This window comes from Citricoccus sp. NPDC079358 (assembly GCF_040702545.1).
Taxonomy (GTDB): Bacteria; Actinomycetota; Actinomycetes; order Actinomycetales; family Micrococcaceae; genus Citricoccus.
In genome coordinates this window covers 36,351-55,798 of sequence record NZ_JBFBLI010000011.1, presented here as the reverse complement: position 1 = coordinate 55,798, position 19,448 = coordinate 36,351, and the positions used below count along the sequence as shown (strand labels likewise).

Annotated in this window: 22 protein-coding genes and 1 pseudogene; 10 read left to right on the top strand and 13 right to left on the bottom strand. The window is 68.2% G+C overall.

Annotated elements, in window-relative coordinates:
- Positions 1-22: 22 nt before the first annotated feature.
- Positions 23-679 (top strand): serine hydrolase, encoded by a 657-nt coding sequence (locus AB0333_RS13295; RefSeq protein WP_366219145.1) that lies wholly within the window; start codon positions 23-25, stop codon positions 677-679.
- Positions 680-701: 22 nt separating this feature from the next.
- Positions 702-1,598, top strand: coding sequence for a dihydrodipicolinate synthase family protein (locus tag AB0333_RS13290; protein WP_366219214.1), 897 nt, complete (start codon positions 702-704; stop codon positions 1,596-1,598).
- Between the two features lie 12 nt (positions 1,599-1,610).
- On the opposite strand, the gene AB0333_RS13285 is transcribed toward AB0333_RS13290, so the two are convergent.
- Positions 1,611-2,261 carry an isochorismatase family protein gene (locus tag AB0333_RS13285; RefSeq protein WP_366219144.1) on the bottom strand — a complete coding sequence of 217 codons (651 nt, stop codon included), beginning with the start codon at positions 2,259-2,261 and terminating at the stop codon, positions 1,611-1,613.
- A 126-nt stretch (positions 2,262-2,387) separates the two neighbouring features.
- Between AB0333_RS13285 and AB0333_RS13280 the strand changes: the two genes are divergently transcribed.
- Complete coding sequence (locus AB0333_RS13280) at positions 2,388-3,332, top strand: helix-turn-helix domain-containing protein (protein WP_366219143.1); 945 nt, start codon at positions 2,388-2,390, stop codon at positions 3,330-3,332.
- A 19-nt stretch (positions 3,333-3,351) separates the two neighbouring features.
- On the opposite strand, the gene AB0333_RS13275 is transcribed toward AB0333_RS13280, so the two are convergent.
- The 3 genes from AB0333_RS13275 to AB0333_RS13265 form a co-directional block, all read right to left on the bottom strand.
- A complete protein-coding gene (locus tag AB0333_RS13275) occupies positions 3,352-4,878 on the bottom strand; it encodes a SulP family inorganic anion transporter (protein WP_366219141.1) in 1,527 nt (508 codons plus the stop codon).
- A 209-nt stretch (positions 4,879-5,087) separates the two neighbouring features.
- Positions 5,088-5,429 (bottom strand): MerR family transcriptional regulator, encoded by a 342-nt coding sequence (locus tag AB0333_RS13270; protein WP_366219213.1) that lies wholly within the window; start codon positions 5,427-5,429, stop codon positions 5,088-5,090.
- Between the two features lie 181 nt (positions 5,430-5,610).
- Positions 5,611-5,997, bottom strand: coding sequence for a metalloregulator ArsR/SmtB family transcription factor (locus AB0333_RS13265; RefSeq protein WP_366219140.1), 387 nt, complete (start codon positions 5,995-5,997; stop codon positions 5,611-5,613).
- An 80-nt stretch (positions 5,998-6,077) separates the two neighbouring features.
- Here AB0333_RS13265 and arsB point away from each other — a divergent pair, with 80 nt between their 5' ends.
- The 5 genes from arsB to AB0333_RS13240 are packed head-to-tail and all read left to right on the top strand — an operon-like array spanning position 6,078 to position 10,323.
- Positions 6,078-7,196, top strand: coding sequence for an ACR3 family arsenite efflux transporter (arsB, locus tag AB0333_RS13260; RefSeq protein WP_366219139.1), 1,119 nt, complete (start codon positions 6,078-6,080; stop codon positions 7,194-7,196).
- A gap of 30 nt (positions 7,197-7,226) precedes the next feature.
- Positions 7,227-7,673: a low molecular weight phosphatase family protein gene (locus AB0333_RS13255; RefSeq protein WP_366219138.1), complete on the top strand. Its 447-nt coding sequence runs from the start codon at positions 7,227-7,229 to the stop codon at positions 7,671-7,673.
- Positions 7,674-7,714: 41 nt separating this feature from the next.
- Positions 7,715-8,182 carry an arsenate reductase ArsC gene (locus tag AB0333_RS13250; protein ID WP_366219137.1) on the top strand — a complete coding sequence of 156 codons (468 nt, stop codon included), beginning with the start codon at positions 7,715-7,717 and terminating at the stop codon, positions 8,180-8,182.
- A gap of 11 nt (positions 8,183-8,193) precedes the next feature.
- Positions 8,194-9,663 (top strand): FAD-dependent oxidoreductase, encoded by a 1,470-nt coding sequence (locus AB0333_RS13245; protein ID WP_366219136.1) that lies wholly within the window; start codon positions 8,194-8,196, stop codon positions 9,661-9,663.
- Between the two features lie 30 nt (positions 9,664-9,693).
- Complete coding sequence (locus tag AB0333_RS13240) at positions 9,694-10,323, top strand: arsenate reductase ArsC (RefSeq protein WP_366219135.1); 630 nt, start codon at positions 9,694-9,696, stop codon at positions 10,321-10,323.
- A gap of 44 nt (positions 10,324-10,367) precedes the next feature.
- Here AB0333_RS13240 and AB0333_RS13235 read toward each other — a convergent pair whose 3' ends face one another.
- Positions 10,368-10,898 carry a CGNR zinc finger domain-containing protein gene (locus AB0333_RS13235; RefSeq protein WP_366219134.1) on the bottom strand — a complete coding sequence of 177 codons (531 nt, stop codon included), beginning with the start codon at positions 10,896-10,898 and terminating at the stop codon, positions 10,368-10,370.
- Positions 10,899-10,923: 25 nt separating this feature from the next.
- Between AB0333_RS13235 and AB0333_RS13230 the strand changes: the two genes are divergently transcribed.
- Both AB0333_RS13230 and AB0333_RS13225 read left to right on the top strand, forming a co-directional pair.
- Positions 10,924-11,154: a hypothetical protein gene (locus AB0333_RS13230; protein ID WP_366219132.1), complete on the top strand. Its 231-nt coding sequence runs from the start codon at positions 10,924-10,926 to the stop codon at positions 11,152-11,154.
- A gap of 82 nt (positions 11,155-11,236) precedes the next feature.
- Positions 11,237-11,452: pseudogene (locus AB0333_RS13225) on the top strand (phosphotyrosine protein phosphatase); the annotation flags it as partial.
- Between the two features lie 79 nt (positions 11,453-11,531).
- Here AB0333_RS13225 and AB0333_RS13220 read toward each other — a convergent pair.
- The 8 genes from AB0333_RS13220 to AB0333_RS13185 all read right to left on the bottom strand — a co-directional run bounded on the left by AB0333_RS13220 (position 11,532) and on the right by AB0333_RS13185 (position 19,330).
- Positions 11,532-11,822 (bottom strand): type II toxin-antitoxin system RelE/ParE family toxin, encoded by a 291-nt coding sequence (locus tag AB0333_RS13220; protein WP_366219131.1) that lies wholly within the window; start codon positions 11,820-11,822, stop codon positions 11,532-11,534.
- A complete protein-coding gene (locus AB0333_RS13215) occupies positions 11,819-12,052 on the bottom strand; it encodes a type II toxin-antitoxin system ParD family antitoxin (protein WP_115930735.1) in 234 nt (77 codons plus the stop codon). Before AB0333_RS13215 ends, AB0333_RS13220 begins: the two co-directional genes overlap by 4 nt.
- 124 nt (positions 12,053-12,176) lie before the next feature.
- Positions 12,177-12,641 carry a glutaredoxin domain-containing protein gene (locus AB0333_RS13210; protein ID WP_366219130.1) on the bottom strand — a complete coding sequence of 155 codons (465 nt, stop codon included), beginning with the start codon at positions 12,639-12,641 and terminating at the stop codon, positions 12,177-12,179.
- A 4-nt stretch (positions 12,642-12,645) separates the two neighbouring features.
- Complete coding sequence (locus AB0333_RS13205; protein WP_366219128.1) at positions 12,646-13,557, bottom strand: inositol monophosphatase family protein; 912 nt, start codon at positions 13,555-13,557, stop codon at positions 12,646-12,648.
- Positions 13,554-16,124 carry an NAD-dependent DNA ligase LigA gene (gene ligA / locus AB0333_RS13200; RefSeq protein ID WP_366219127.1) on the bottom strand — a complete coding sequence of 857 codons (2,571 nt, stop codon included), beginning with the start codon at positions 16,122-16,124 and terminating at the stop codon, positions 13,554-13,556. Before ligA ends, AB0333_RS13205 begins: the two co-directional genes overlap by 4 nt.
- 56 nt (positions 16,125-16,180) lie before the next feature.
- Positions 16,181-17,827, bottom strand: a complete 1,647-nt coding sequence (locus AB0333_RS13195) for an arylsulfotransferase family protein (protein WP_366219126.1) — start codon at positions 17,825-17,827, stop codon at positions 16,181-16,183.
- Between the two features lie 98 nt (positions 17,828-17,925).
- Entirely contained in the window at positions 17,926-18,636 is a 711-nt protein-coding gene (locus AB0333_RS13190) for an AAA family ATPase (RefSeq protein ID WP_366219125.1), read from the bottom strand.
- A 37-nt stretch (positions 18,637-18,673) separates the two neighbouring features.
- Positions 18,674-19,330, bottom strand: a complete 657-nt coding sequence (locus AB0333_RS13185; RefSeq protein ID WP_159554607.1) for a hypothetical protein — start codon at positions 19,328-19,330, stop codon at positions 18,674-18,676.
- Between the last annotated feature and the right edge of the window lie 118 nt (positions 19,331-19,448).

Here is a 19,448-nt window from a genome sequence, read left to right as displayed (position 1 = left end):
AAGCCGTGGTAGGTCTGAACCGATGCGCACGTCATTCATTCTTCCGGTCCTTCTGGCCCCGCTACTCCTCACGGGGTGCAGCCCTGCTGCGGAGGCGGGGTCCGCGGCCTCCGGTGCTGCCCCCAGCCCTGCCACCGGTCACGCCGAGTCGGCGGCGACGGCGGCGTCCGCCGATTCAACGGCTCCTTCCACGGACGGCGCCTTGGCCGATCTGGAGGAGCGGTTCTCCGGCCGGGTGGGGGTCTACGCCGTGGACACCGGGACCGGCGACGAGACCACTTCGGTGGACCGGGAGGAGCCAGGGCTGAACGAGTGGGCCCCCGGAGAGACCCGGGACACCACGACGCCGCGCCAGGCCGCCGAGAACCTGCGCGGGTACGCCCTGGATGACACCCTCGAGCCGTGGGCGCGGGACGAGCTGCTGGCAGCCATGCGGGCCTCGGAGAACAGCGAGGGGCTGATCCGGGCCGCTGTGCCGGAGGCCGCCTCCTGGACGGTGGCGAACAAGAGCGGGGCCGGGCTGGGCCACGGCACCCGCAATGACCTCGCCGTCATCGAGAGCGCAGAGGGGGCGCCCCTGGTGGTGGCCGTCTACACCAACCTCGCTGACCCGGAAGGGCAGTTCCAGGACGACTTCGTGGCCGAGGCCGCCACCGTGGCCGTTGAGGAGCTGACCTGAGATGCCGAACAGGAGCCCGACGATGTTCACCGGCCTGAGCGCTTTTCCCCTCACCCCCCTCCGCCACGACGAACTGGATGAACCCGCCTTCATCGGGCTGGTGGAGCGCCTGGTGGCCGCCGGCGTCGACTCCATCACCGCGCTCGGCTCCACGGGATCGTACGCGTACCTGGACCGGGACGAGCGCGCCCGAGTGGCCCGCGCCGCCGTCGCGCATGCCGGCGAGGTGCCCATCTTCGTGGGCATCGGCGCCACCCGGACCTCGCAGGTCCTGGCCCATGCCGAGGCGGCCCAGGAGGCCGGCGCCGCGGGACTGCTGCTGGCGCCGGTGAGCTACCAGCCGCTGACCGAGGATGACGTCTTCGAGTTGTTCCGGACGGTGACGAGCCATTCGTCCGTGCCGGTGATCGTCTATGACAATCCGGGCACCACGCGCTTCACCTTCACCACGGAGCTGTACGCGCGGATCGCCGCGCTGGAGGGGATCGCGTCCATCAAGATCCCGGGCGTGCCCGCGGATCCGGAGGCCGCCCGGGCCCACGTCCAGCAGATCCGGGCTGTCCTTCCGCCCGAGGTCACCATTGGTGTCTCCGGGGATGCCCACGCGGCAGAGGGCCTGATCGCCGGCTGCGACACCTGGTACTCGGCCATGGCCGGGACCCTGCCCGAGGCGGCTTGGAGGATCGTCCGGGCCGCCCGCCAGGGTTCACCGGATCAGGCACGGGCGGAGTCCCAGCGCCTTGCTCCGCTCTGGGAGCTCTTCGCCCGGCATGGCGGGAGCATCCGGGTGATGGCCGCCGTGGCAGAGCAGCTGGGACTAGCTCAGGAGTCCAGTCTGCCGCTGCCCCTGCTGGGCCTGACGGAAGACCAGCGAGCCGAGGTGGCCCGGGTGATCATGGGACTCGACGTGGAGCAGTAGAAACCGCAGTTGTCAGGCGTTGGCGACGGCCTGCGTCTCATGGCCCTGAACAGCCGACGAACCGAGATCGCTCTTCGGCAGGACTGCGCCTCCTGCCACGGCGGTGGCCCAGTCTTGCGTAGTGGCCACGGCCGCGAAGTTTGAGTGCAACAGGACCATCAGAGTCTCGTGCACTTGCTGCGCACTGACGCTGCCAGCCTCATTGGCCAGATGGACGGCACCCGTGGCATCCGAGAGGACCTCGACGGCCAGCCCCAGCGGCTCACTGTCAGCCGCCGTGCCCACCACGCAGTTGTTCGTCATGTAGCCCACGAGGGTGATGGTGTCGACCTCCTGCTCGCGGATCCACTCGGTCAGGCCGGTGCCGGCGAACACACTGGCGTGGGACTTGGTCACCCACGTCGCGTTCGGACCGACCGCGTCCTCCACAGCGGGGCGCACCTTCCACCCCTCGGACCCGGCAGCGAACACCGGCGCACCAGCGGGGTACTCGTGCTGCACCACGGCCACGGGCATCGTGGTCTGGCCGGCGGTTTCCAGGGTGGAAAGGATGTTCGCGAGGGAGTCCTCACGGGACGGGTACTGGATGGCCAGCGGACCCTCGGAGTCGAAGTAGTCGTTCTGCACATCGATGAGAATCAGGGCGCGGCGGGGTGCGGTCATGGTCTTGCCTCCGTGGGGTGATGCGGCTTCAGGCCGGCAGATTGGGTCAGTACCTAGCCTCCGACACCGGTTGCCCCTACCGTGAGTGGCACATCAGCACCCTTTCGATGGGATTCGGCCAAAACTATGAACATCGCTGTCTACGCCTTCTCCGGGATCACCCTCTTCCACCTCGCGGCTCCCCTCCTGGTCTTCGGCGAGGTCCGGCGTCAAGGCCTTGCCGCGGATTGGCAGACCACCATCTTCAGCGACGACGGCGCACCGGTCCGTAGCGCCGAAGGCGTGCTCCTGGCCGACCTGGCCGGAGCCGAGGCCGTCGCGACGGCAGACCTCTTGGTACTTCCCTCCTGGCCGGCCGACCTACAGCCAGTACCCGACTCCCTCGCCACCCTGGTGCGAGGGGCACACGAGCGCGGCGCCGCCGTCGCCGGCCTCTGCCTGGGTGCCTTCCCGGTGGCCGCCAGCGGCGTACTGGGTGAGCGAGAGATCGTGACCCACTGGTCCAGCAGCGACGACCTCGCCCTCGCCTACCCGGCCCTGCCCGTCCAGAACGCCGCGTTGTATATCGACCACGGGGACGTCCTGACCTCCGCTGGGACGGCGTCCGCCTTGGACGCCTGCCTGCACATCGTGCGCACGCGGTTGGGCTCGGCCGCTGCGGCCAGCGTCGCCCGGCACCTCGTCATCGCCCCACACCGGGAGGGTGACCAGGCCCAGTACGTCGACCGGCCGCTGCCCGGGCACGAGGGCGCCGGCCCGGTGGCCGAAGCCATGGACTGGGCCCTGGCACATCTGGATGAGCAGCTTGATGTGGCGGGAATGGCTGAACGCGCCCATATGAGCACGCGCAATTTCGCCCGCCGGTTCCGGGAGGTCACCGGGACCAGCCCCGCCAGGTGGCTTCTGGCCCGCCGCCTGGATGACGCTCGGCGCCTGCTGGAGACGACCGAGTGGAGCATCAGCCGGATTGCCGCCTCCTGCGGATTCGGCAGCGCGGTCACCTTCCGACAGAACTTCACGGCAGCCTTCTCCACCACGCCGACCTCATACCGGCGGAGATTCACGGCTTAGCCACAGCCACCCGAGGACGTCAGTGCCCGGTGCCGAGTCGGCCGGACATCCGGGCGCGCATCGCTCGACTGGCGACGTTCAGCCCCGTGATCTCCACATCCTTGCCGTAATGGCGGTACTTCTCCTCGACGGAGTCCAGGGCGGCGATGGTCGAGGCATCCCACAGGTGTGAGCCGGAGAAGTCGATGATGACATCCTGGGGATCCTCCGCGTAACTGAACTGGGTGTACAGGTCATTGGAGGACGCCCAGAACAGCTCTCCGTTGACCGTGTACCGAGCCACGGACTCATCTCCCTCACCGGCGAGGGTGCGGGTGACGGTGGCGAAATGAGCGACCCGGCGGGCGAAGAGGACCATGGCGGTCAGCACTCCGAGGCCGACGCCGACGGCTAGGTTGTGGGTGCTCACTGTGGCAATCACGGTGACGAGCATGACGGCGGTCTCAGACTTGGGCATCATCTTGAGGGTCGAGGGGCGGATGGAGTGCCAGTCGAAGGTGGCGATGGACACGAAGATCATCACGGCGACCAGGGCGGCCATCGGGACCAGCGCGACCACCTCGCCCAGGGATACTGCCAGCACCAACACGAGGACCCCGGCCAGGAAGGTCGAGATCCGGGTGCGCGCCCCGGAGGCCTTGACGTTAATCATGGTCTGACCGACCATCGCGCAGCCGCCCATCCCGCCGAAGAAGCCGCTGATGATGTTCGCGGCCCCCTGTCCCCACGACTCACGGACCTTGGACGAGCGGGTGTCGGTGATGTCATCGACCAGCTTGGCGGTCATCAAGGACTCCAGCAGCCCCACGAGAGCCATGCCCAAAGCGTAGGGGGCGATGATCTGAAAGGTCTCCACGGTCAGCGGCACCTCGGGGATGAACAGGGTGGGCAGGGCCTCCGGCAGCTCCCCCTTGTCCCCGACGGTGGGAACGTTCAACGCGAGGACCACTGCGATGGCCGTGACCACGATGATGGACACCAGAGGTGCCGGCACCACGGTGGTGATCCGCGGCAGGAGGTAGATGATGGCGAGTCCGAGGGCGGTCAGGGGGTAAACCAGCCAGGGCACCCCGGTGAGGTCCGGCAGTTGGGACGTGAAGATCAGGATGGCCAAGGCGTTGACGAAGCCGATCATGACCGAGCGGGGAATGAAGCGCATCAGCTTGCCCACGCCCAGTACGCCCAGGATCACTTGGAAGACACCAGCGAGGATGACGGCGGCAATCATGTAGTCCAGCCCGTGGGAGGCCACCAGTGGCGCTATCACCAGGGCGGTAGCGGCCGTGGCTGCCGAGATCATTGCCGGGCGCCCACCCAGGAAGGCGATGGACACCGCCATGGTGGCCGCCGCGAACAACCCCACCTGGGGATCCACTCCGGCGATCAGGGAGAACGCAATGGCCTCCGGGATCAGGGCCAGAGCCACGATCAGTCCCGCCAGCACCTCGGTCTTGAGCCTGCGGGGCGACTTCAGGGTCCGCAGCACCGATTGGCGCTGCTCGGGGGTGATGTCCGCTGGCGGGGCGGAGTGGATCGTGGTGGACACGCGGGTCTCCCATCAAATCGGGAACGAGAAGGATACCGGCCCGGGAATCTGCCACCTCCACGCGGAGGAATGGAGGCGCTCAAAGAATCAGCGGGAAGGGGATATCCGAAACCCTACCCTAACGTCAGGGTAGGGTGAGACGCAGAGCCCTAGACGGTTCGCGCCAGGAAAGGCAGAGGCCACCACACACCTGCTCCGGCGCCGTGCCGTCAGCCCGGCAAGCGCTCCTGCAATGCGCGAATCAGCTCATCGGCCTGGCGCAGCTTGCGAGCCAGCTTCTCCCGGCCGAGCTGGGCGCGCTCCAAGTACTCCTCAGCCCCCGCCGATCGTTCCGACTTCTCCAACAGAGTAAGGATCTCAGCCGTCTCCTCCAGACTGAAGCCCAGGGGGGTGATGCGCCGGACATGATTTAGCCGCTCGACATCGCGGGCGGTGTAGAGACGAAACCCGCCCTGGCTCCGGCCCGACGGCGGGACGAGCCCCACTTGGTCATAGTGCCGGATCGTGCGCAGCGACAGTTGGGTGCGCTCAGCGACCTCGCCGATCTGCATCGTGTCCGTATCCTGCTCGTGCTCCACCACTCCGCCTTCCCACAATATCGGCCACCGCACCAGACTGGGCAAGATCATTGACAGGGTTGCCCATCGGGTCGACCCGGCAACTCTACCGGCGCATCCCAGCAGTGACGCATGGAGAAACCGCGCCCAATCCGTCCTGAGGAAGCCGGGCCGGTCAGCCGATCTCGAGCAGGCTGCGCAGGGCGGCGAACGCTTCCGGCACCACCGTGTAGTGCGCCCACTTGCCGCGTTGCTCCCGGGCGAGCAGGCCGGCGTCGACCAGCTTCTTCATGTGGTGGCTGACGGTGGACTGGCTGATGCCCAGGTCCTCGGTGAGGTCACACGCGCACACAGCCTCGCACCCTTGCGCGGCCACGTGGGACAACAGGCGCAGTCGCATGGGATCGGCCAGGGCCTTGAACATGCCCGCTGAGCGCTGCGCCTCATCCGCACCAATCAGACCAACACCGAGGGAGCAGCACTCGGATGTACCGGAGGCTGCGCGGCGGAGGTCAATGGTGGCGGTGGCGTCAATGGCGGTCTGGGTAGCTGTCGGAACCATCACGCCATCTTACATTGACGCTCATCGATATGACCAGTAGTGTTCCCATCGATGGTTATCGATACGAGAGATGGGCCTGCATGAGCACCACCACCGCCCCCGCCCCGCACCAACCGGTGATGAAGGAGATGTCCTTCCTCGACCGCTGGCTGCCGGCCTGGATCCTGTTGGCCATGGTCGTCGGACTGGCCCTGGGCCGCTTCATTCCCGGCCTGAACATCGCCCTGGAAGCGGTGAAGATCGGCGAGGTGTCCCTGCCGATCGCCATCGGCCTGCTGGTGATGATGTACCCGGTGCTGGCCAAGGTCCGCTATGACGAGACCCACCGCGTGGCCGGGGACAAGCGGCTCATGATCACCTCCTTGGCGTTGAACTGGATCGTTGGCCCGGCCCTGATGTTCGCCCTGGCCTGGATGCTCCTGCCGGACCTGCCCGAGTACCGCACCGGCCTGATCATCGTCGGCCTGGCGCGCTGCATCGCGATGGTCTTCATCTGGAACGACCTGGCCTGCGGGGACCGGGAGGCCGCCGCGGTACTGGTGGCCATCAACTCCGTCTTCCAGGTCTTCGCCTTCGGCGCCCTGGGCTGGTTCTACCTCCAGGTGCTCCCGTCCTGGCTGGGGTTGCCGACCACGTCGGCCGACTTCTCCGTCTGGTCGATCGTGCTCAGCGTCCTAGTATTCCTGGGCATTCCCCTGTTGGCCGGGTTCCTCACCCGTCACTTCGGCGAGAAGGCCAAGGGCCGGGACTGGTACGAGAACCGCTTCCTGCCTCGCATCGGCCCCTGGGCCCTCTACGGACTGCTGTTCACCATCGTGCTGCTGTTCGCCCTGCAGGGTGAGGCCATCACCACCAACCCGTGGGATGTCGCCCGGATCGCCCTGCCCCTGCTGGCCTACTTCGTGCTCATGTTCGGTATCAGCCTCATCGCTTCCAAGGCCGTCGGGCTGAACTACGCCAAGTCCACCACCGTGGCTTTCACCGCCGCCGGCAACAACTTCGAGCTGGCCATCGCCGTGGCCATCGGCACCTTCGGCGTCACCTCCGGCCAGGCCCTGGCCGGCGTCGTGGGACCGCTCATCGAAGTGCCGGTGCTCGTCGGCCTCATCTACGTCTGCCTCTGGGCCGGTCGGAAGCTCTTCCCCGGCGACCCCACCGTCCCCGCCCTCGCTCAGACCGCCTCCGCGACCCGCGCCTGAACCGTCAGTCCCGACAGGAGACCCGTAGAGATGACCACCGAGCCACGATCCTCATCCCGTCCGTCTGTGCTGTTCGTCTGTGCCAAGAACGGCGGCAAGTCCCAGATGGCCGCGGCGTTGATGGAGCACCAGGCCGCCGGCGCCGTTGAGGTCCACTCCGCCGGCACCAAACCCGGCGAGACGATCAACGCGCTTTCGGCCGAGGTCATCGCCGAAGCCGGGGCAGACATGTCCGCCGGGCGCCCCAAGCCCATCGACCCGGACCTGCTAGCCCGCGTGGACCGGGTGGTCGTCCTCGGCGGCGAGGCCAGAGTCGAGCCGGTCGAAGGCATGGCCGGCACCATCGAGACCTGGCACACCGACGAGCCCTCTGCCCGTGGCATCGAGGGAGCCGAGCGGATGCGCATGGTCCGCGACGACATCGGCGCACGGGTCAAGTCACTGCTGGCCGAGCTCACCGACACCACTGCCTCCTGATACACCGACGCCCGCACTCGCCGACAGATATGGATCGCCCGATGACCGCCGAGACCACCACTGAAATCACCGAGGAAGCCACAGATCGACCGTCCGTGCTGTTCGTCTGCGTGCACAACGCCGGCCGCTCCCAGATGGCCGCTTCCTACCTGTCCCACCTGGCCGATGGCCGGATCGAGGTCCGCTCCGCAGGCTCGGCACCGGCAGATTCGGTCAATCCGGCAGCCGTGGAGGCGATGGCCGAGGAAGGCATCGACATCAGCGCGAACCAACCCAAGGTGCTGTCCGACCAGGCCGTGAAGGACTCGGACGTGGTCATCACCATGGGCTGCGGCGACGCCTGCCCGTTCTTCCCCGGCAAACGCTATGAGGACTGGAAGCTCGACGACCCGGCCGGCCAGGGCATCGAAGGCGTGCGCCCCATCCGCGACGACATCAAGGGTCGAATCCAGCAGCTCATCACCGAGTTGCTGCCCGGCCCCTTCGACCCGTCCGCTCCGAACGATTGAGGAACACCCCCATGGTTGAGGCCGTTTCCACCACCACGCCCCCACCCACCCAGGCGCAGGACCTGCCCGTCGTGGTCATCGGCGCCGGACCCGTCGGGCTGGCCGCCGCCGCGCACCTGCTCGAACGGGGCCTGATCCCACGGATCCTCGAGGCAGGGCCCGGCGCTGGCGCCTCCATCCGCGCGTGGGGTCACACCCGCCTGTTCTCACCCTGGCAATACAACATCGATGCCGCCGCCAAACGCCTTCTGGAGACCTCAGGCTGGACCGCACCCGAGGCTCAGACCCTGCCCACCGGCACGGAACTGGTCGAGCAATACCTGGAACCCCTGGCCACCACCACGGCCCTGGCCGAACACATGTGCACCGACACTCGGGTCATCGCCGTGACCCGGGCCGGGATGGACAAGACCCGCACCACCGGCCGGGCCGAAACCCCGTTCCTGGTCCGGACCCGACACACCGACGGCACCATGGAGGATTTCCGGGCCTCCGCGGTGATCGACGCCTCCGGCACGTGGACTGGGCCCAACCCCCTGGGCCAGTCCGGACTGCCCGCCCCCGGCGAGGCCGAGGCGATCGCGGCCGGGCGCATCACCCCCGCGTTACCGGACGTCACCGGCCGGGATCGGCAGCGGTTCGCCGGCCGGCAGGTGCTCGTCGTCGGGGCCGGTCACTCGGCCGCCAACACCCTGCTCGAGCTCGGTTCCCTGGCCGAGGACGAGCCGGATACCCGGATCTCGTGGGCCGTGCGCACAGCCGACGTCTCCAGCGTCTACGGCGGCGAGGACCGCGACGAGCTGGCCGCCCGCGGCGCGCTGGGCACCCGGCTGCGCCGCCTGGTGGATTCCGGGATCATCGAGGTCCACACCTCTTTCACCATCACCAGCTTCACCGCCACAGTGCATGGACTCTCCGTACATGCCTCCACTCCGACCGGCGAGCAGACCTTGGCCGTGGATCTGATGGTCCCGGCCACCGGGTTCCGCCCGGACCTCGGCATCCTGTCCGAACTCCGCCTGGAGTTGGACCCGGCCGTGGACGCACCCCGCCAGCTCGGCCCACTGATCGATCCGGAGTTCCACTCCTGCGGTTCTGTGGCCCCGCACGGGGAGCGGATGCTCGCCCACCCCGAGCCGGATTTCTACATCGCGGGCATGAAGAGCTACGGGCGGGCCCCAACCTTCCTGATGGCCACCGGCTACGAACAAGTCCGTTCCATCGCCGCCTCCCTGGCCGGGGACCAAGCCGCCGCCGACGCCGTGCAGCTGGACCTGCCCGAGACCGGGGTCTGCTCCACCGACCTGGGCGGATCCTGCGACCTGCCCGCCGCCGGGCCGGCCGACCATGCCGACAACTCCGACAAGGGTTGTTGCGCCCCATCCGACAAGCCGGAACCGGCCGATGCCTGCTGCGCCGCGCCCCAACCAATCACCCTTGGTACTACACCGGGCACTGCCCGAGTGTCCGCCTGCTGTTGAGTGCCACCCTCGCCACCTGAAGGAGTAGTCATGACCCAGCCCGCCGAGACCATGGACACCCACGTCCTCCAACGCACCGCCGATCATCTGGCTGAAAGATACACCGGGATGTTCTCGCCGGAAACCATTGAACGCTACGTCTTCGAGTCCTACACCACGCTGTCCCGCACAGCGAAGGTGCGCACCCATCTGGCCTCCACCGCCACGCATTTCGCAGACAGCCGTCTCCGGGCCCTGGCCCTGGCCGAGGGCAAGATCGACTCCCCGGTCCCGCAGGTGCTGTTCGTCTGTGTGCACAACATCGGCCGTTCCCAGATCGCCGCGGCCCTGCTGTCCCACCACGCCGGAAACGAGGTCGAGGTCCGCTCCGCCGGATCTCTGCCTCAGTCGGAGGTCCATCCCCTCGTCGTGGAGGCGCTGGCCGAACGGAGAATAGACCTATCCGAGGCCTACCCCAAGCCGCTGACAGACGACGTCGTCCGGGCATCTGACTACGTCATCACCATGGGCTGCGGAGACGCCTGCCCCGTCTACCCCGGCAAGCGCTACCTGGACTGGGAAATCCATGACCCTGCCATCGAGGACCTCGATGGCGTGCGGGCCATCGTTGAGGACATCGATACACGCGTCCAGAAGCTCTTGACCCGGATCCGGGACTGATCCGGCTACTCTCCAATGTCATGGTCAGAAGGTCGGCATCTCAGTCAAGACGCCGGTGCGGTCGGGCGGGCCCGGTGCCGACGGACGGCGGCTCGGTTCGCACACCGCACTGAGCAGTACCGCTGGCGGCCGTTGCGGGTGACATCGACGACGACGTTGCGGCAGGGTTCGCCGGCACACCGTCCCAGCCGATGCATCCCCCGCGTGGCCAGGTGCAGCGAGGTCCCGACGCTGATGACAGCGCGCAGGACGAAAGGCATCGAGTCGTCCTCGTCCCGGTAGTGGAGGTGCCAGCCCTCGCCATCGTGATCGGTCAGGCGTGGGTATGCCGCGGCCGCCGCCATCTGCTCGTTTAGCAACCGGGCGCGCTCACCGTCCTCCGGCGCATCGACGACGCGCAACCAGTCCTCCACCACCGCCCCGGTCCCGGAATGGTCGTCACGTCCGGGCGGGAAGACCATCGTCATCCCGAAAGCCCGGGTCCGTTCCTCGATGCCCTCGCGGTCATCAGGCCACTCATTGGCCAGGGAGGCCGCGAGCAGGACCGCATATTCGCCGTAAGGGTTGAGATGCATAGCGCCATTACACCACGATGGTTGCATGACCTCACCCCACACGTTCCCCCTGCCCCTCCAGGACGACCTGACCACCCGGCACGAGCATGGGTGGCGCGTGGAATCACAGCATCTGACGTCCGATGGAGTGGTGCTCTATGTGCGTTGCGTGGGCTGCGGAGCCCTCCGGGTCGATGTCCAGGGGCACCAGGGCCTGCCGCCCACGGCACTGAGCCGCGAGGTCGGAGTCAGTCCACCGGCGTGGCCCTCCCGATGATGGCCTTGGCGCGGTCATATGTCTCAGCGCCCTTCGCCACGAAGTGCCCGTCCGCCGTCACCACCGTGGGCACCGTCTCATTGCCCTGGTGGTAGTGGCGGAAGAGGGCATCGATATTGCCGCACAGCACCCCAAGGTGCTGTCCACCCAGGCAGTGCGGGACTCGGACGTGGTCATCAACATGGGCTGCTGTGACAGCTGCCCGGTCTTCCCCGGCAAGCGCTACGAGGACTGGCAACTCGAGGATCCCGCCGGTCAGGGCGTGGACGCCGTCCGTCCCATCCAAGATGAGATCCGCACCGGGGACGAGGCGGGCACCGGTTCATCTGGGCCAAGGGGGACCTCGACTCCCAGCGGCCGGGCAGATCATGCTGTCCCTAGAGGTGCCGGGTCGGGTCCATACGTTGGTGCAGGGTGCGCACGACGTCCACGGTGTCGCTGGACACTGTGAAGAAAACGAGGTGGCTGCCGATGCTGTAGCGGTGGTACCCCGGTCTGATTTCGTCGCAGGCGCGTCCGCGGTCAGGGTCCGCGGCGATGCGCTCGATGGCGGCCTGGATCTCGGTGAGGTACTTCTCGGCCTGCCCGGCGTCCCAGCGCTCCTTGGTGAAGTCCCAAATCCCCGAGAGATCACGACGGGCCGCCGGGGTCAGCCGGTAGGACCTCACTGCTTCTTCGAGGCGATGAAGGCGTCGAAGTCAAAGGGTTGAGCCGGACCGCTTGCCTCTCCCTCGGCAAGAGCCTGGCGCAGCGCCGCCAGCTGGGTCTCCTGATCCTCGAGTAGGCGTAGGCCCGCGCGGACGACCTCACTGGCGGACCGGAAGCGCCCCGAGGCGACCTCTCGGCTCAGGAAGCCCGAGAAGTGATCGTCGAGGCTAATTGAGGTGTTCTGTGCCATGAAATCAGATTACCAAGGATAGGTATCCGATGACAGCCATCGACGAGACGCAGGACCGGTACAACCCGCAGGTGCGCGCCGAGTTGCTGGCGACGAGCCCGGCCATGCGACCGGGGCAGCGGCCTCAGGCCACCGGCGTGGCCCGGCGGATGACGGCCTTGGCGCGGTCATACGTCTCAGCGTCCTTCGCCACGAAGTAGCCGTCCGCCGTCACCACCGTGGGCACGATCTCGTTGCCCTGGTGGTACTGGCGGACGCGGGCGGCTGCCTCCGGCTCGTCCCAGATGTTCACCCAGTACGGGATGTAGCGCCCGTCGGCGCCGAGCTCGCGGATGAGCCGGGCGCAGAATTGGCAACCCGGCCGCCAGAAGACCACCACCCCGCCGTTGGCCAGATGCTCGTCAGCGCCGGCTACCGGCCTGGACTGCACCTGCGTGGTGGAGACGAAGCGCAGCGCGAAGAACAGCAGGATGGCCGCGGCCACGTAGTTCAGCGGCCCCCGTCCGATGAGGCCCCAGTAGGCGAACAACGCTCCCACCAGCAGCATGAGGGCGGGCAGGAGCCAGGGCTTGGAGAACAGCTGACGCATGGACTCAGACTCCTGCGGGCGGCATCGGCAACAACGGCTGTGCCCGCGGACTCGACTGACCAGTCGGCTCCGTCGACTCCGACGGGTCCAGCACCCCGGCCACCGTCCAGCCCGGGTGGTTCGTGCCGTCCCCGGAGGCAGGGCGCCGCACCGGCACTCCGGCCTCCTCGGCGATCAGGGCCCCTGCCGCCCAGTCGTGTTCCTGGATGCCGAACTCGGCGTAGGCATCGAGTGTGCCGTCGGCGACCATGCACAGGTCCAGGGCCGCCGCCCCGATGCGCCGCACGTCCCCGAAGTGGGGCATGAGCGCCGCCAGGGCGCCGAGTTGGAAGTCGCGTCGTTCTCCCGCGTAGGCGAAGCCCGTGGCGAGCAGTCGGCCGGAGCGGCCAACCAGGGGCCCGTTCAGGCGCACCGGCTCCCCCGAGGCCGGCGGAAGGTCCGCCTGCGGGATCCCGGGGGTGTCCACGGTGGAGAAGGCCCCGCCACCGGCCGAGGCATACCAGGTCCGGCCCAGGGCGGGCGCGACGACGGCCCCGGCCAACCAGCGCGTCTCGCCTGCCGCTGCCGGCCCCTCCACGGCCACGGAGGTGCAGAACTGGGGGATCCCCCGGATGAAGTTCGTGGTGCCGTCCAACGGGTCGATCGACCAGCGGTAGCCCGAGGGGTGCTCCGGCTCGGTGTGACCGTACTCCTCCCCGGAGATCGCATCGTTCGGGCGGTAGGCGGTGATGACCTCGCGCACCGCCTGCTCCGCGCGGCGATCGTAGTCCGTGACCCAGTCCGAGCCCGAGGACTTGGTGACCGCGCCGAGCTCGGCGCGCGTGGCCGGCGTCGGACCCAGGGCACGTTCGGCGAGCACCGCCGCCCCGGCGCGGGCCGCGGCCCGGGCGACGGCCAGCAGTCCCTTGGCGCTCATGCGGTCTCCTCCGTGGTTCCGGTGTCAGCGGCCGTGTCGGCGTCAGTCTCTTCAGGGCCCTCAGAGTCCGGCGGTCCCTCGGCCAGCAGCGTCCGGAACCCCTCCTCGTCCAGCACCGTGACACCGAGGGACTCGGCCTTGTCCAGCTTGGTGCCGGCGTTCTCCCCGGCGACCAGGTAGTCGGTCTTCTTGGAGACGGAGCCGGAAGCCTTGCCCCCACGGACGATGATCGCCTCCTTGGCGGAATCCCGGCTGAAGGTCTCCAGTGACCCGGTCACCACGATCGTCAGCCCCTCCAGGGTGCGCGGGGTGTCCTCGTCCTGCTCGTCCTCCATCACGACGCCGGCCGCGTGCCAGCGCTCGACGATCTCCCGATGCCACGGTTCGGCGAACCAGTCGATGACCGCTTCGGCGATGATCGGCCCGACCCCGTCGACGTCCGCCAGGCGCTGTTGTGCCGCGGCGCGGCGCTCGTCCGCGGCCGTTGTCTCCGTCCCGGCGTGCCCTGCGGACCCTTCCGTGGCCAGCGCCTGGAGGGCCTGCAGGGAGCCGAACGCCGTCGCCAGGGAGCGGGCCGCCGTCGGGCCCACGTGCCGGATCGAGAGTGCGACGAGCACCCGCCACAGCGGTTGGGTCTTCGCCTTGTGCAGTTCCTGGAAGAGCCGGCGGGTGTTCGCGGTGGGCTCCGAGGGTTTCTTGGCGGTGCCCTGCGTCCAGAAGTAGGGCTTGAGTTCCCATTCGCCCGAGGGCACGGGCTTGCCGGTCTCGGGATCCTTCTTCCGCTTCTCCCGCCAGACCATGACCTCGCGCAGCCGGGACTGGAACGCGGACAGACCGTCCGGATCGAAGGGGTCCTTCAGGTTCTTCTCGCGGCCGTCCGCCAGGTCGAAGAGCTCGGCGTCCTCGGTGATGACGCCCGGCCCCTCGGGGCGCACGTGCTGATTGTTCTCCGCCGGATCCGGCCCCGGGCCGTTCGTGAGCCAGAGGGCGGCTTCCTCCCCGAGCGCCTCGATGTCGAAGGCCCCGCGAGAGGCGGCGTGCTCGATGCGGCCGGTGAGTTGGGCAGGGCAGGAACGCGCGTTGGGGCAGCGCAGGTCCACATCCCCCTCCTTGGCCGGCGCGAGGGTGGTGCCACAGGACGGGCACCCGGTGGGCATGACGAACTCGCGCAGTTCGTCCTCCCCGGCCGGGCCGGTCCCCTCCACTTGCTTCTTTCCCTCGCGCAGCGGCAGCACCGGACCGACGATCTCCGGGATGACGTCCCCGGCCTTGCGCAACACCACGGTGTCCCCGATGAGCACGGCCTTGGCCTTGACCACGTCCTGGTTGTGCAGGGTGGCCATCGAGACGGTGGAGCCGGCCACGAGGACGGGCTCCATGACGGCGTATGGGGTCACGCGGCCGGTGCGCCCCACGTTGACCCTGATGTCCAGCAGCTTCGTGTGGACCTCTTCCGGCGGGTACTTGTAGGCCGCCGACCAACGGGGCACGCGGGAGGTGTGGCCCAGGGCCCGCTGCAACGCGAAGGAGTCGACCTTGATGACGATGCCGTCGATTTCATGGACGAGCTCATGGCGCTGGTTGCCGTTGTCCTCAATGAAGCCGAGTATGCCGCCGTTGCTGCCGCTGCCCTTGCCGCCGTCGCCCTTCTCTTCCTCGCCCTCACCCCTGCCCTCGAGGGAGTCCACGATCTTCGTGTACGGGCTGGTGGGCAGACCCCAGGAGGCAAGAAGGTCATAGGTGGCGTGCTGGGACTCGGCGTCGAGGCCGGTGTGGGCGCCGATGCCGTGCACGAACATGCTCAGCGGCCGCTTGGCCGTCTCGGCAGGATCCTTCTGCCGCAGGGACCCGGCCGCGGAGTTGCGGGGGTTCGCGAAGGGCGCCAGGCCGTCGCGCACCCGCTGTTCGTTGAAGGTGCGGAAATCCGCGGTGGGCATGAAGATCTCCCCGCGGACCTCCACCTCGGAGGGCCAGCCGGACCCGGCGAGCTGCTGCGGGATGTCCTTGATGGTCATGACGTTGTGCGTGACGTCCTCACCCGTGGTGCCGTCCCCGCGGGTGGCGGCCCGGACGAGCTTGCCGTCCCGGTAGAGCAGGTTCACGGCGAGCCCATCGATCTTGACCTCGACGAGCCAGCGGACGCCCTTCTCAGCAGCGCCGGGAGCGATCTTCTCGATCGAGGCCGAGGTCTTCGCGTACCAGGCGCGCAGCTCCTCGATGGAGAACAGATCATCCAGGGAGTACATGCGAGCCAGGTGGGTCACCGGGGCGAAGGCGGCGGAGGCCTCCCCGCCGACCTCCTGGGTGGGCGAGTCGTTGGAGACGATCTCCGGATGCAGCGCCTCCAGGTCCTCGAGGCGGCGGAAGAGAGCGTCATATTCGGCGTCCGAGACCAGCGGGGCGTCGTTCTGGTAGTACGCCGTGCGGTGCCTGCGGACCTCGTCCACGAGGTGCTCGTACTGCTCCCGCAGGGACTCCGGCGGGATGTCCCCCGCCTCGGGCTGGACGGCGGAATCGACCTGTGGATCGACACTCGGATCCGTGACGTTCTTCTGCTCGCTGCTCACCGGTCCAGCCTAGCCGGGTGCACACCCGGGATACCCGTCCGCCGGCCCGCGTGCGGTCACCGGGCCTGGGCCACCCCGAGCACCGTGCCTTCGGCGTCCAGAGCCTCGACGACGGCGTAGGGCAGTTCCGCGGCATCATCCGGAACCGGGATGGCCGTCTCGAATCCCTGGCGGTCGACGACGGCCTGTTCGGTGCTGCTGTCCTCGTCTTCGCCGGCCATCAGCCGCCATTGGGCGACCTCGGTCGCCCCGTTCCAGGAGACGTGGGCGAGCCGTTCACCATCACGCTCCTGCACGGTGACGTCGGGCTCGGCGGCGGGCCGCCCCTCCCAGGCGAACTTGTAGGCCCGGTAGCTGCCGCCGCCGCCTTCGAAGTCATCCCCCATGCATTCATCGCCGTGGCAGACGTCGTAGATGAGCTCGCCGTCGGGCGTGTACTCGGAGTAATGCGGGCGGGCACCCCAGCCGATCAGCATATTCCCGTTGTCGAGTTGCTGCGCGTTCGCCATGGAACTGGCTACCCGGTCGGCGGGCGGCAGGTACTCGGTGGCCACCTCCGCGGTCATCGCGTCTCCGTCCAGGGCCAGGCGCAGACCACGGGAGGACTCGTCGTCACTGCCACCGTGGGAGTGGTTGTCCAAGAGGGTCAGCGTGCCGTCCGGGCTCCGGTGGGTATCATGCTGCCACGAGAAGTCGGCACCCTCGCCCATCTCGAAGTCACTGGCCGAGCCGCCCAAAGTCCATTCCACTGCGCCGGTGGCGCGATCCAGCTTGTACACCGCGTTGGTGTGGCGGGCCGAGACCAGCAGGGAGTCGTCGTCGTCCTCCGTCACGGAGTTGATGTGGAAATAGTCGAAGGGATGCTCTTCAGTGCCGAGCTCCGGCGGTCCCGTCTGTGCGTCGGAGGCTTTGGACGATTCGGCCTGTGCGGATTCCTCGGCCTCCTTCTCCAGTTCTGACTGTTCGTCATCGAAGTCGAGCAAGGTCTCCGTGAGGGGAACGTGACCGATGGCGCTCCACTCGAAGAGCACCTCCCCGGTGGCGATGTCGACCTCCTGGATCACGGCGTCCTGGATGTGCCCGTCCTCCGGACCCCCCACGTCGCTGAGGTCTGCCGGTGCTGGCACGTAGACGGCAATCAGCATGGTGTCCTCCGGCGTGATCGTCGTGTCGTGGAAGTCCGCCTGGCCAGGCCCCAGCGAGCCGCCGGTGGTGACCCGGGCGATCTCCTCATAGGACTGGTCGAGGACGATGACCTCACCATCGCCCATGCCGCCGTCACTGGTTCCCTCGTAGACGGTGAGCACCGGTTCCCCCTGGTATTCCTGGACCCGCAGGTCGAACGGATTGTCCTCCGGGTCATCGTCCTCGGCCGGGTTCATCCACACCAGTTCCCCACGGGCGTCCAGAATCATGGCCCCGTCCGAGGGAGTCTCCGAGCCGTAGTTCGGAGTCAAGAACGTGAACTCCTGGGACTGCTCGTACTCGTCCGACCACGACGGGCCACGGGTGATCTCCACCACCGGAGGCTTGAGGTCCGGGCGGCTGGCGAAACTCTGGTGCGGAATCGACTGCTTCCCCGCTGCCCCTCCGCCCCCGCCGTCAGCCGTACAGGCGGAGACCGCCAGCGCCACCGTCAGCATCGCTGACGCCGCGAGCACCCGAGAAGGATGCTCGCCCCCGTATCCAGATCCGGCACGCATGCGTTGTGTTTACCGTGCGCGGTATGGCCGCGCCAAGCTTCGGCCGGCGGCGGCCGGTGATTTACTCAGCCCGGCCGGCCCCTCCCGGTACAGCTGGTTCAGTCCAGGTGGCGGAGCAGTCGTTCCGGGGCGTCGAGGAACAGGCGCCAGTTCCGGACGAGGTCCAGGTCGTCATAGGTGCTCGGCCGGATGCCCCACGGGCCCAGTTCGTAGAGGGTGGCCCCGGGTAGCGCCGCCAGCACCGGGGAATGGGTCGACAACACGATCTGGGAACCCTCGGCCACCAACTGCCCCAGGATCTGGATCAGGGACAGGCAACCGGCGAAGGAGAGCGCCGATTCCGGCTCGTCGAGAATCCACAGGCCGCGGGTTCCGGCGCGGTCTTTGATGTAGTCGAGGAAGGCCTCCCCATGGCTGAGACGGTGCAGCCTGCTCGGGCCGAGGGTCTCCAGGTAGCTGAAGTGCCCGTGCATGGTCTCCGCCCGGAGGAAGACGCCTCGTTTCGAGGCCCCGGCGCCGCGAACCAGCTGTACGTGCTCGGCCAGGTCCGATTCCGTACGGCGGGTCTCATGCCTGGCGGAGTGGGTCCCGCCCTCCGGATTGAGCCCGAACGCCGCGGCCAACGCCTCGACGACCGTCGATTTCCCCGCCCCGTTGTCTCCCACCAGTACCGTGGCCGGGCCCAGCTCCAACCCCTCGTCAAGGACCTGACGAACCGGGGCAACCGTGGCGGGCCACCGGTCACGGTCCATGGGCTCCAGGGAATGCTCCTCGATCCTGCGGACCGGCAGCGAACTCAGCCAGGACATGGTCAGCGACGGCGGCTCAACCGCGTCAGTCCTCGTCTCAGTCCTCGTCCCCCAGAGCCTGGTCCAGCAGCGGCAGGTCATCCGGAGTGACCAGGTGAGAGGTCACGGCATGCTCCACCAGGCGAGCACGGCGGTTCGTGGCCAGCTTGCCGCCACCGCCGCGCAGTCCGGCCACGCCCACGCGGTCCAGCTTGTCACAGACGTTGTCCAGCTTGCGATTGAACCGGGTCAGCGGCCAGCCCAGCCTCTTGGCGGCGTTGGCGGAGGACGGCACCGTGGAGAATCCGGTGCCGCCGCGGCGCAGGATCGGCTCAGCCAGGGCCACGATGAGTGCCTTCTGGGCCGGGGTGAAGATCACCGGGCCGATGGTGGTCTCCCCCACGGCATCATTGCCGTTGGACTGCTGCAGGAACGAGGGGCTCTTCAGGTGCGCCGAGAACTCATAGGTGGTCGGCCCGGCGGTGAACACCACGTTCAGTTGACCGAACACCAACGGGATGCGGGAGCCGGGCGAGACCCAGGCCTGCATGCCGCCGGAGGAGTCCGCCACGGTCGCGGAGATCATGGTGCCCACGTTGGACAGCCACCACAGCCCGTCGATCTGCCGGATCTCCATGAACCGGCGGTGCAGGTACGGGTTGTCGTCGATCTCCAAGTCACCCTCGCGGCCGATGGTGAACACCTGGTCCGGCATGACCTCGTACCACTCGCCGACGAAGTCGATCGACAGCGCCGCCGAGCTACCCTCGGTGGGCTGCCGGCCTCGGTGGTCCTGCTCGTCGTGCTGGTCCCGCTGGTCCTGCGAAGCCGAC

Coding starts and splice junctions, on each gene's coding strand:
- AB0333_RS13295 (WP_366219145.1), top strand. CDS start 23: ATGCGCACGTCATTCATTCTTCCGGTCCTTCTGGCCCCGCTACTCCTC.
- AB0333_RS13290 (WP_366219214.1), top strand. CDS start 702: ATGTTCACCGGCCTGAGCGCTTTTCCCCTCACCCCCCTCCGCCACGAC.
- AB0333_RS13285 (WP_366219144.1), bottom strand. CDS start 2,261: ATGACCGCACCCCGCCGCGCCCTGATTCTCATCGATGTGCAGAACGAC.
- AB0333_RS13280 (WP_366219143.1), top strand. CDS start 2,388: ATGAACATCGCTGTCTACGCCTTCTCCGGGATCACCCTCTTCCACCTC.
- AB0333_RS13270 (WP_366219213.1), bottom strand. CDS start 5,429: ATGCAGATCGGCGAGGTCGCTGAGCGCACCCAACTGTCGCTGCGCACG.
- AB0333_RS13265 (WP_366219140.1), bottom strand. CDS start 5,997: ATGGTTCCGACAGCTACCCAGACCGCCATTGACGCCACCGCCACCATT.
- arsB (WP_366219139.1), top strand. CDS start 6,078: ATGAGCACCACCACCGCCCCCGCCCCGCACCAACCGGTGATGAAGGAG.
- AB0333_RS13255 (WP_366219138.1), top strand. CDS start 7,227: ATGACCACCGAGCCACGATCCTCATCCCGTCCGTCTGTGCTGTTCGTC.
- AB0333_RS13250 (WP_366219137.1), top strand. CDS start 7,715: ATGACCGCCGAGACCACCACTGAAATCACCGAGGAAGCCACAGATCGA.
- AB0333_RS13245 (WP_366219136.1), top strand. CDS start 8,194: ATGGTTGAGGCCGTTTCCACCACCACGCCCCCACCCACCCAGGCGCAG.
- AB0333_RS13240 (WP_366219135.1), top strand. CDS start 9,694: ATGACCCAGCCCGCCGAGACCATGGACACCCACGTCCTCCAACGCACC.
- AB0333_RS13235 (WP_366219134.1), bottom strand. CDS start 10,898: ATGCATCTCAACCCTTACGGCGAATATGCGGTCCTGCTCGCGGCCTCC.
- AB0333_RS13230 (WP_366219132.1), top strand. CDS start 10,924: ATGACCTCACCCCACACGTTCCCCCTGCCCCTCCAGGACGACCTGACC.
- AB0333_RS13215 (WP_115930735.1), bottom strand. CDS start 12,052: ATGGCACAGAACACCTCAATTAGCCTCGACGATCACTTCTCGGGCTTC.
- AB0333_RS13210 (WP_366219130.1), bottom strand. CDS start 12,641: ATGCGTCAGCTGTTCTCCAAGCCCTGGCTCCTGCCCGCCCTCATGCTG.
- AB0333_RS13205 (WP_366219128.1), bottom strand. CDS start 13,557: ATGAGCGCCAAGGGACTGCTGGCCGTCGCCCGGGCCGCGGCCCGCGCC.
- AB0333_RS13195 (WP_366219126.1), bottom strand. CDS start 17,827: ATGCGTGCCGGATCTGGATACGGGGGCGAGCATCCTTCTCGGGTGCTC.
- AB0333_RS13190 (WP_366219125.1), bottom strand. CDS start 18,636: ATGTCCTGGCTGAGTTCGCTGCCGGTCCGCAGGATCGAGGAGCATTCC.
- AB0333_RS13185 (WP_159554607.1), bottom strand. CDS start 19,330: ATGCCGGACCAGGTGTTCACCATCGGCCGCGAGGGTGACTTGGAGATC.